The sequence below is a fragment of the Micromonospora endophytica genome (assembly GCF_003236305.1).
GTDB lineage: Bacteria > Actinomycetota > Actinomycetes > Mycobacteriales > Micromonosporaceae > Micromonospora > Micromonospora endophytica.
The window spans coordinates 1-455 of record NZ_POTX01000530.1 but is presented as its reverse complement, the minus strand read 5'-3'; the positions used below and the strand labels follow the sequence as shown (position 1 = coordinate 455).

Here is a 455-nt window from a genome sequence, read left to right as displayed (position 1 = left end):
GTGCGTGGCAGACCACATATGTCAAAAACAGGACCGTCAGGAGTGCGGGCTAAGCTGTACGTTGCAGCGCTGACCGCGAGCCGCTGGAACAAACAGGCGAAGGCTATCTATGAAAGGCTGGTCGCAAAGGGCAAGGCGAAGAAAGCCGCGCTGGGAGCTGTGATGCGCAAACTGGTACATTTATGCTTCGGCGTGTTGAAAACGCGGCTTCCGTGGGATGAAAATTATGTAGCTACCGCTTGACGTTCAAGACGGTAGCTACAAGCATCAATCAGCTGTAGGCCGGATAAGCGCAGCGCCATCCGGCAAAACAACTTACTCGCCCTTCTTCGCCGCCTGGATATAGAGCATTTCTAATGCCAGCGTCGCGGCCGCCAGAGCGGTGATCTCCGACTGATCGTAAGCCGGCGCGACTTCCACTACATCCATACCGACAATGTTCAGATCTTTCAGAC

At 54.7% G+C, this 455-nt stretch carries 2 protein-coding genes; one reads left to right on the top strand and one right to left on the bottom strand.

Features of this window, described 5'->3' with window-relative positions; genetic code table 11:
- Window positions 1-243: transposase (locus C1I93_RS30935; RefSeq protein ID WP_146603628.1), on the top strand; the 243-nt coding region annotated here is incomplete at its 5' end.
- A 72-nt stretch (window positions 244-315) separates the two neighbouring features.
- Here the strand turns inward: C1I93_RS30935 and C1I93_RS33160 are convergent.
- A complete protein-coding gene (locus C1I93_RS33160; RefSeq protein ID WP_369007964.1) occupies window positions 316-444 on the bottom strand; it encodes an arginase family protein in 129 nt (42 codons plus the stop codon).
- Between the last annotated feature and the right edge of the window lie 11 nt (window positions 445-455).